We start from the raw sequence: 8568 nt of genomic DNA, 5'->3' as shown, positions 1-8568 counted from the left end.
GAAGGTGGGTTCAGGCCATTACGGAACCCTGATGACCCAAATGAGCCTTTTTACTAGGCTTAAAACCCAGCGGTAGAGAGGGCTCTGGCCTTAGCGTGGTTTTCTGTTCCGTTACTACTCAAACCCCAGAACCGCTAGAAAATCAGGAACATTATCTATCAAGAAAATATTAAGAACTGTGAATATTTTATCGACGAGTACAGACTGTGTGTTTGATGAGCTTTCAACTCTAATTGGACTTCCAATCAGCATATTTTTATACGTTGTCAAACGTATAACCAAGTAAGTTTAGTCATATTTAAGACAAAAATACATAACTTAGGACAAAATAAAGTTCGGTTTTAGGACAGTTCGTTTGTACTTGGCTGAAATTCAGTCACTTTTATGCAAATAGTCGCCTAAAACAGGATCTAACTTCAGAATGAGGTTTTGGACTTTCTTATACTTCTGTCTATTTCTGGGCAGATCTATGATGTTTTTCACAACATCTAGAGGGTTGTCGTTTCTTTTTCACCACAGATAAGCTGGACCACATGAGCTAAGAGATCTAACTCAATCACACTTAAGCTCATTCTTAAGACAACACAATCTAGAAACTTTCATGACTATTAAATCAGAACAAACCATTTCAATATTGAGCGTCTTGAACAAGCACAATCTTGCCCCAGACCAGCTTGACTACGTCCTCAATGTCTTTGAATGTCAGCGGTATCAAAAAGAGACCAGAACTTACGTCAGTAAAGAGATAGACGCCTGGCTTTCTATCCTGTTTGCTCGTTGCCATTCTGAGATCTCGACTCAAGATTATTTGGCTCTTCTGAAGGATAAAAGCTTCTTGTATCGATGTGACCGTTGCAAGTACCTACTCTTTTCAACACACCTCTTACTTGCAGAAGGGCAGTTGACTCACATTTGTACAGATCCTAGGCATCTGCGAGCTAATCTATCCGGTCATTTGCTCTTGATAGGCTCTGGCTCTTTAAATAAATTGGTCAGAAAGCATCGCACACTACTTGATTTAGAAAATCGCAAGCTTACTAACTCACTGTAGTCAGCATCTTATGCTGCCCTTGATCTACCTGCGATGATGCGGCAAGAATCGTCGCAGGTAAACCTACCACGCCTCCCAGTAGATATAGGAAACAACAAACATGAATAAGCTTTCATTTATTGCCCGCAGGCAACGAACTTCGCAATCAACCTCAACTTCTCGCTTCATCTCAAACAACCCCAGGCTAAGACCCATTTACGATGAACGGTCTCACGCTTGGAAGATAAATGGCTTAAAGCTATTTATCTATCCGTCTCCTGTAGAAGTGGTCGCGTGTGGAGAAATTAGCGCTCAGAAAAAGGGACAAGTGGTGGTTGTCGCGGGAGGTATTCCTTATCAAGCAGTCGTAGAAAACTCATCCGAAACAATCTTGGTCGGACAACCTGCTTTGGCTACTGCCAGATACGGAAATACGCTCATTGTCCACCGTAGTCCCTCTCAACTACAGAAGATAGCCTAACGAGTAGCCCACAAAAATTGAGGCATCGGCAGGTACGCTGATGCCTCAATCCACAGATGTCTAGAGCGACCTTATTAGGGTTCGCAGAAAACATTGTTCCACCTCAATTCTAACAGAGAAGGAAAGGAAATCAGTTTCTCTGTGTCAATAAAGTTAACAGAACGGATTGCTATCAGTGTCTTAGTTCTTCTTCTAGGACTAGGTTCTAGCACTCTCAAGCTAATCTTGTTTGACACAGAACAAATTAGTTACGTAGACAACATCTGTCTAACCCGATCTCCTGATGCTCTGCCACAGAACGAAGAGCAAAAAACTCAGTAATAGAGTTGCTTCACTGCGACTGTCGACAAACAGTCAACAGTCGCATCTCTCTCACATCTAAAGCATACTTTTTCCCATTCACTAAGGACATGCTAATCATGACTTTTGCACAAACATTGTCAATCACAGTTATCGCAGACTATGGAATAGGAGATCTAGCATTTTCTGAAGTCAAGCAGCAGCTTAGAAAAGAGTTTCCTCTATCTCCTATAGACACGATATCCACTCACCCTTTTGACACAGTGGCTACAGCTTTTCTAATCGCACAGCTAGGTCGAAATAGCGGTTTGAGAAGAAGAGTCCTGTTTCATAACTGCGCTCCTAGAAAAGACAATCTAAAGGCGAGAACAGATAATCAAGGAGAAAAACTTACTTTTGCACGGCTTAAAAATAATGTGATCGTGATCGGCGTTAATTCGGGACATTGCCTGTCTTTAATTAAAGACTATGTCACGTGTCTTCATGAAGTTAATGTTTCAGCATCTGGTTCGCAGTTTCGTTCAAGGGACATTTTTCCTGACGCATTAGCAAAGTTGGTGCAAGGGGATTTCAGCTTGTTGGGAGCTGAAATCCCCTTAGAAACAATTCCTGATATTCCATCCAACTGCATATTGTGGAATGATGGTTACGGAAATCTAAAGACGTCCATTCCTTTTGAGAGTCTTGAATTACAGCCCGGTACCGAGCTCTCTTTTAAGATTGGAAGTTACGCCAATAAAGCTGTTTTTGTTGATGGCAGCTTCTCTGTGCCAGATGGCACGTTAGCTTTTTCCCCAGGAAGCTCCGGATGGCCACAGGCTGATGGTACAGGACGTCTTAGGCTGATGGAACTATTCCTTCGAGGAGGCAGTGCATGGGAAAAGTTTGGAAGACCAAAGACTGGTCAGACAATCACCTACCTCGGAGCACGTAAGACAACCGATTTGTTAGGTTGGGAGTATACCTACCAGTCAGCATAGAAAATTGGCATCAAAAAGCGACAACCCAGTGTAGTTTGCTCTTCTAAGCTATCTCACAAAATGGGTGGGGCATGACCTACCCATTCTCGCTTATATGTGAGGGAGCTTGCCTAGCTAACACTTTGCGGCCTTATTGCACTTGATCGCAGCTACGCTGTGCGATTCGTTTAGCTGGGAAGTCGATTCATTGTCGAATTGGCGTACAGCTAGCGAGGCTCAACAGAACCTAGACAACTTAGAGGTCGGATCAGTACCCTGTTGGACTTCACATTCGATAGGAAGCCTGACTGGTCGAGCACAGAACCAGCGCCGTCACCCCTGCAGTAGCGACTGAGCATCAATCCGTAAAGCGGGGTGAAATGGGCCAACGACTTGAGATTCTAACGAGTCAACGACTCTAGGTGAGCTAACAAGGCTAGGAGACGAACCTACGTCTGAACCGTCGTCATGTCGAGTGAGGGGAAATGGGGTATCAGTATCCCTTCCCTTCTAATACATCGAATTTATCACCGATCATGAAGTGGAAAACTCAAGTATGATCTACCTTTGCGGCTTCGCAACAACATGTTTTAGAAGTGATGACTTATACTATTTTTGAGACAATTGTATCGTTCCGAAAATCTTCGTTTCTGGCACTTCTACTTTATAATCGATTATAAAGTAGGAAATGCAAGTGTGCTTTACCTTTGCGGCTTCGCACTGTGTTTCATAAGTGATGGTTTATACGGGTTTTGAGACAATTCTGTCGCTCCTAGAATCTTTGTTAAAGACACACTATACTCTGTACGTATTGAAGCCAATCAGATGTTTGCAAGCCTTACTCGCAAAGCTATTTGCTAGATGTTTGCGTACTATTTTCTGTGGAGAAGTAGAAGCCCAGCAATAGCTCTCTATTCTGCCACCGCTTAAATGCTAAAGAGCGAAAGAACGACATATAGGCGATGAAAATCGATAAGAAAATGAGTAGTACCCTCTCAAACGAAAACCCTCCTTGAAAGAAGTTAGTCACTATAACGACAGGTAGAAGCAGAAATCCAAAAGACAAGTTTCTGTGCATAATGTGACTTGCTAGGTATGACTCCGATGTCACAACAGCTTCGCTACTGATAGCCTTCAAGTAAGCGGCCAGCCTAGAATTCATCCAGTTATGTTTCTTAGGAATTCCTATCTTGTCCCGTAGCCGTAAAACCAGCTTATCTTCAAAATCTAGCGCTGTGATCGCTGCTGGTTCGTAGGCTTGCGAAAGTGCAGCATTTCGCTTCTCAATCATGTTGCCGAAGTAGCTATAGTCTTTACGGAAAGCTCTACACAACAGCAAAAAATATCTCCAGGTTATTCCTTGAATAGAGCCGCCTAGTATGTAACTGCAAAAACCTATCAAAAGTACAAAAGGCAGTGACAGCTCATCCTTGACACTAAGAAGCGTATCTTGAAGGCTACCGACCGGGTTGTAGAGCAGGAAGAGCGCCAGAATCAATGGTGACCCTCCGATGATGGCAGAAAACACCTCATACGGCCCAAGAGCAAACTTGAGTTTATCCATCAGTGAGCGCTAATCTACGGTAGTAGAACTATACAGATGAAGTGTTAGCTTTGTCTCACCCATGCACCCTTCGACCTCTGTATACGACGGTTTATAGTCGAGGTCTTTATCTTACGAAAACAGATGCGCTAGTGCGCTTCTTTTATCAAAAAAACGGTCGTTAATTTAGCAATCAGTGTGCACCTACTTAAGCCTGTTGACAGTCTCTTCTAGAGTTTGACAATGCTAGGTGTGGTTTATGCTCTTTGGAACTGATGTGAAAATGAAGACATAGATGGATATTCCTTACGATCCTGATTGGACGTTTGCTGAGCTTGTTGAGAAGCTATCCGAGCGGCACAGACCCGGCAGCGTCGTCTCAGGTAAGGCACGCAATGTTTTATTTCAAGCATGGGGACGGCATGTAGGCGGTGCCAGAGCCACGCAGGAGATAGAGAAGGCTATTGGAGCATACAAGACCGTATCAGCGGCGGCGGCAGCTTTTCGCATGAGTACAACGACGCTTCGTGATCTACGGCAGTTGTTTTGGACCATTCACGATAGCGATGTTGGCGCAGGGCAAGTCTCAATTCCGCTGCGTACTAACTCAGAATGGCTGTCTAATCTGAGCTTGACCGAGATCAACGATCTTCTTTCGGTTATCATCACTACCTTTGGTGAGAAGGAGATTGCTTCACAGATTTCGGTCTCTGCTCTAACGGAAGAGTTTGTTTCGGTGTTTCGTAGCGCAGCCCGCGTAGCTGAGATGCAAAGAGGTGTTGACGAGCTACGCGGTTATCTGGAGAACGGAGAAGCCGCTGAAAGCTTGTATCAAGGGTGGTGTGATCGCCATGGTTGGGCCTTTGGTCACGGATATATTCCTCGTGACTTGGTTCATCGAATCTCTGCTGGAGATCAAGTGGACATGCTTCTAGATACAGTCTCAGGCTTTCGCGACATCGTCGAGTTGAAGCGACCTGATGTACAAGTGCTTAAGTACGATAAATCGCACAAGAACTACTACTTTTCTCCTGACGTCTCGGCAGCAATTGGACAGACTCATCGCTATCTAGACGTACTTCAGGAAGAAGCCATCAAGGGTCTCCGCGATCATCCGCATATTCTTGCCTATCATCCCCACGCAATTATCGTTATTGGACGTTCTAACCAGTGGCGCGAGGAAGAGGTTCGTGCCCTTCATGGACTGAATCGTCGCCTTCATGGATTAACTCTCATGACGTACGATCACCTTCTATCGCAATGTGAACAGATACTACGAGTCATTTCAGCCCAGTATACAAGTTCTGAATAGATTTTCCAGTTCTACCGCCTGTCCCTGTGTGCGCTAGCAAGTTTCGGCACACAGGGCTTTTGCCAAGTCAACATATTTCGCATAATAGATCGTTAGTACTATACAGCTTCAGCCAGTAGTATGAGTACACTGCACCTTAAGTCTGTAATAGAGGGTCTCCTGTCTGAATGGTGAATGCCACGGAAATACTACCTATAGTTACTGCCTCACCCAAACCTTTCGTAAAGTGGGTAGGAGGAAAAACGCAGCTTCTGTCTGAGTTAGCTAAGCGTGTTCCTGGTGACTTCAGTCGGTATTATGAGCCTTTTTTAGGCGGTGGTGCCCTCTTCTTTCGTCTCCAGCCGCAGCGGGCCTGTTTAACCGATATTAATCCTGACCTTGTGAACCTATATACGGTTGTTCGCGACAAAGTTGACGAACTAATTGAAGATCTGGGTCAGCATGTCTACGAGAAGGACTATTTCTATGAGGTCAGAGGTGCTGATAGAAATTCAGCATACGAGACTTGGACCGATGTGCAGAGAGCGAGCCGCTTTATCTATCTCAACAAGACCTGTTATAACGGCCTCTATCGAGTAAATTCCAAAGGGCAGTTTAACGTGCCATTCGGACGATACAGCAACCCCGCTATCCTTGACTCAGAAAATCTGTATGCCTGTCATGCCGCCCTTCAGAAGACCGTAGTCGAGGTGGCTGATTTCTATTCTGTCAGAAGGCGGATCAGAGCTAATGACTTTGTATATTTCGACCCACCCTACGCGCCGTTGAGTGCTACAGCTAAGTTCACTAGCTATACAAAGGGTGGCTTTGATGTAGACATGCAGTACGCACTTCGCGATCTCTGTCGTGCTCTTGATGAGCGGTCTATCCGGTTTATGCTGTCAAACTCATCGGCACCGTTGATCCTCGATCTATATGCCGAATTCAATATAGAGTTTGTCTACGCAACGCGGTCCATTAACAGTAATGCTGGAAAGCGGGGAAAGATACCAGAAGTAGTAGTCACTAACTACGAACACTAACTCAGGCACAGGCGATCGCATGGCAAGAACTCAAGGCGGCACCGCCAACCACCAGGGTCGAATACTAGAAAGAACTGTGGTCCCGACCTTCGAGGCCCACGGTTTTGAGGTAGTTGCCTACAGTGCCTGGAAGAAAAAGCCTGCGAATTATGGAACAGAGTTGCTTTTGAAGCATGTTCCATATAGGACAATCTATAACCAAAACGGTTACACAGAGTTTCTGATTAAGTCTGAGCTATTCGGGCTCAATGTTCGTATTGAATGCAAATGGCAGCAGTCGAGCGGTTCAGTAGATGAGAAATTACCTTATCTGTACCTCAACTGCATCGAGTCCATGCCAGAGACGGATATCATCATCATTGCTGGAGGTGGCGGCATGAAGCCTGGTGCAATTCCTTGGTTGAAGGAAGCCGTTGCTAAGAAAAAGTACGTGTCACTAGATATGCCGCAGAAAAACATTCGGGTCTTCTCAATCGAAGAATTTATGACTTGGGCGAATAGGACGCTGCGGTAAGACGCTAGATTTCTAGACTTTGCCTGACTTTTAGTGAAGCCCAAATATCGAGCAATTAGTTGGGCTTTGAACTGCCTGATCGCAATCGAGAATGGTTCCGCTATCGCTTTCCCGATCCGAGATTGCTAAAGCGAGGAGTATACAGCTTAAAGGCTCGTTTGGCCTTGGTTTGAGGGAACTTAAGTAGTCGAGCCACACAGTAAAAAGCCTAGAGTGAGCCGTACTCGTTAATGAGAGCATCTGGCCACCTCTAGGCTTGTGTGTGTGAAGAGAAAAGGATGCCCCAGCCAATGAAGCATGGAACCCTCACCAGAGTATAAGGAAGGCATCCAACCCTAACAAGCAGCAGCAATAAGCCAAGAGAGGACGGCCTGGTGCTGCTGATAACGGCCACGGCTCTTGGCAGTTGTCTTACCAAGAGCGATCGCAAGATGCTTATCGAAGTGTGCTCTTAGTGCGAGCATCGAGGCTGTCAAGCCGAGCGGCTTGGACGTTGTCTACGGCTTTAGTTTGGTTGCTAAGGAAGTCCAAACGAGTTGCCTGGATGTTGCCGACCGCCTTAGTCTGATTGTTCAGAAACTCAAGCCGTGTTGCCTGAACGTTGCTGACTGCCTTGGTCTGGTTCTCTAAGAACTCAAGGCGAGCGTCCTGAATGTTCTCAATCGCTTTGGTTTGGGTGTTGAGGTGCTCTAGGCGAACCTTTTGGATATCGTCAACGGCTTTAGTTTGGCTGTCTAGAAACTCAAGGCGAGTTGCTTGAACGTCTTCGACGGCCTTAGTCTGGTTTGCGAGGAACTCAAGCCGTGTCGCCTGGACATTCTCAACAGCTTTAGTCTGCGTATCGAGGAACTCTAAGCGACGTTCCTGAATAGAAGAAGAGGGAAAGGTCTCAGCGGCATTCGCAACAGGCGCGAAAGTTAACGTAGTGGCAGCGAGAGCGAGAGCGGAAAAGAGGATGTTTTTCATGAGGTGGCTCCTGGGGAAATCAATGTGTTTGCTTCATTGATTTGAGAATGCCACGAGTTCAAAGGCGTCGGCTGAGGACGGATTAAGGGGTAACTGAGCGTAGGTAAAGAGAATGGGACGACAGCACCCAGTCAATTCTCAGAGTCCTCTCATGAACGGGCTGTAACGCTTGTATTGCATTGTCTTTGCTGTGTATTCTGAGTATCTATGAAGGGCGACGCGCAACCTACAAAAGAGAATCGCGCATCTCAGGAATGAAACTTCTGTCAAGAAGCAAGCTAAGATTCACCACGGGTAGCTCTCAGCAGGGCTAGCCATTTAATGTCCTGTCTCATCGATTCCCGTTTCAAGCATGGCACCCTCCCCCACTTCTGCCACCCCCTTGAAAGAAGCCTGGTCAGAAGCAATCGCCGAAGCCGCTGCCCTCACTCTGCCCGATAC

Annotated in this window: 7 protein-coding genes; 5 read left to right on the top strand and 2 right to left on the bottom strand. The window is 45.8% G+C overall.

All coding sequences use genetic code 11. From position 1 onward, the window contains the following. Nucleotides 1-628 precede the first annotated feature (628 nt). Nucleotides 629-784, bottom strand: a complete 156-nt coding sequence (locus IQ256_RS27520) for a hypothetical protein (protein WP_193858887.1) — start codon at nucleotides 782-784, stop codon at nucleotides 629-631. 367 nt (nucleotides 785-1151) lie between these two features. Between IQ256_RS27520 and IQ256_RS27515 the strand changes: the two genes are divergently transcribed. The 5 genes from IQ256_RS27515 to IQ256_RS27495 all read left to right on the top strand — a co-directional run bounded on the left by IQ256_RS27515 (nucleotide 1152) and on the right by IQ256_RS27495 (nucleotide 7161). Further along, nucleotides 1152-1511, top strand: a complete 360-nt coding sequence (locus tag IQ256_RS27515) for a hypothetical protein (protein ID WP_193858886.1) — start codon at nucleotides 1152-1154, stop codon at nucleotides 1509-1511. A gap of 419 nt (nucleotides 1512-1930) precedes the next feature. Next, nucleotides 1931-2791, top strand: a complete 861-nt coding sequence (locus IQ256_RS27510; RefSeq protein ID WP_228025345.1) for an SAM-dependent chlorinase/fluorinase — start codon at nucleotides 1931-1933, stop codon at nucleotides 2789-2791. A gap of 1817 nt (nucleotides 2792-4608) precedes the next feature. Then, on the top strand, nucleotides 4609-5625 hold the full coding sequence (locus IQ256_RS27505) for a Shedu anti-phage system protein SduA domain-containing protein (RefSeq protein ID WP_193858885.1): 1017 nt from the start codon (nucleotides 4609-4611) through the stop codon (nucleotides 5623-5625). A gap of 167 nt (nucleotides 5626-5792) precedes the next feature. Further along, nucleotides 5793-6647: a DNA adenine methylase gene (locus IQ256_RS27500; RefSeq protein WP_193858884.1), complete on the top strand. Its 855-nt coding sequence runs from the start codon at nucleotides 5793-5795 to the stop codon at nucleotides 6645-6647. A 19-nt stretch (nucleotides 6648-6666) separates the two neighbouring features. Continuing rightward, nucleotides 6667-7161 carry a PD-(D/E)XK nuclease superfamily protein gene (locus IQ256_RS27495; RefSeq protein WP_193858883.1) on the top strand — a complete coding sequence of 165 codons (495 nt, stop codon included), beginning with the start codon at nucleotides 6667-6669 and terminating at the stop codon, nucleotides 7159-7161. A gap of 435 nt (nucleotides 7162-7596) precedes the next feature. Here the strand turns inward: IQ256_RS27495 and IQ256_RS27490 are convergent, their stop codons facing one another. Next, nucleotides 7597-8127, bottom strand: coding sequence for a hypothetical protein (locus tag IQ256_RS27490; protein ID WP_193858882.1), 531 nt, complete (start codon nucleotides 8125-8127; stop codon nucleotides 7597-7599). Nucleotides 8128-8568: the final 441 nt, after the last annotated feature.

It is taken from the genome of cf. Phormidesmis sp. LEGE 11477, from assembly GCF_015207105.1.
In the GTDB taxonomy this organism is placed as follows: domain Bacteria; phylum Cyanobacteriota; class Cyanobacteriia; order Phormidesmidales; family Phormidesmidaceae; genus Phormidesmis.
This window is presented reverse-complemented; position numbering and strand designations above follow the sequence as displayed.

Coding starts and splice junctions, on each gene's coding strand:
- IQ256_RS27520 (WP_193858887.1), bottom strand. CDS start 784: ATGGCAACGAGCAAACAGGATAGAAAGCCAGGCGTCTATCTCTTTACT.
- IQ256_RS27515 (WP_193858886.1), top strand. CDS start 1,152: ATGAATAAGCTTTCATTTATTGCCCGCAGGCAACGAACTTCGCAATCA.
- IQ256_RS27510 (WP_228025345.1), top strand. CDS start 1,931: ATGACTTTTGCACAAACATTGTCAATCACAGTTATCGCAGACTATGGA.
- IQ256_RS27505 (WP_193858885.1), top strand. CDS start 4,609: ATGGATATTCCTTACGATCCTGATTGGACGTTTGCTGAGCTTGTTGAG.
- IQ256_RS27500 (WP_193858884.1), top strand. CDS start 5,793: ATGGTGAATGCCACGGAAATACTACCTATAGTTACTGCCTCACCCAAA.
- IQ256_RS27495 (WP_193858883.1), top strand. CDS start 6,667: ATGGCAAGAACTCAAGGCGGCACCGCCAACCACCAGGGTCGAATACTA.
- IQ256_RS27490 (WP_193858882.1), bottom strand. CDS start 8,127: ATGAAAAACATCCTCTTTTCCGCTCTCGCTCTCGCTGCCACTACGTTA.